Origin of the sequence: Altererythrobacter lutimaris (assembly GCF_013371495.1) — a bacterium.
Taxonomy (GTDB): domain Bacteria; phylum Pseudomonadota; class Alphaproteobacteria; order Sphingomonadales; family Sphingomonadaceae; genus Erythrobacter; species Erythrobacter lutimaris_A.
On record NZ_JABWTA010000018.1, the window covers coordinates 1 to 479 of the forward strand.

1 protein-coding gene is annotated in these 479 nt (G+C 65.1%); it reads left to right on the forward strand.

Annotated features, from left to right (window positions below):
- The coding region (locus HUO12_RS14350) for an AMP-binding protein (protein WP_176274497.1) at positions 1-479 on the forward strand (479 nt) is incomplete at both ends.

The following is a 479-nucleotide window of genomic DNA, read 5'->3' on the forward strand; positions in this document are numbered from 1 at the left end:
GCCATGCTCGCTTGCGAGCGGCTGGGCGTCACCGTGTTCTACACCGCGCCCACCGCGCCCACCACGATCCGCGCGCTGATGCGCGAGGGGGAGGAGCCGGTGAAGCGCCACGATCTGTCCCGCCTGCGGCTGCTCGGCACGGTGGGTGAGCCGATCAATCCGGAGGCCTGGAACTGGTATCACCGCGTGGTCGGCGGCGGGCGTTGCGACATCGTCGATAGCTGGTGGCAGACCGAAACCGGCGGCGTCATGATTACCACCCTGCCCCATGCGCATGACATGAAGCCGGGCAGCGCGGGCAAACCGTTTTTCGGCATCGAGCCGCAGCTGCTCGACGCGGACGGCAATCTGCTGGAGGGCGCGAACGAGGGCAATCTGGCCATCGCGAGCAGCTGGCCGGGCAAGATGCGGACCGTTGACGGCGATCATGAGCGGTTCGTGCAGACCTATTTCATCACTTACAAAGGCAAATATTTCAC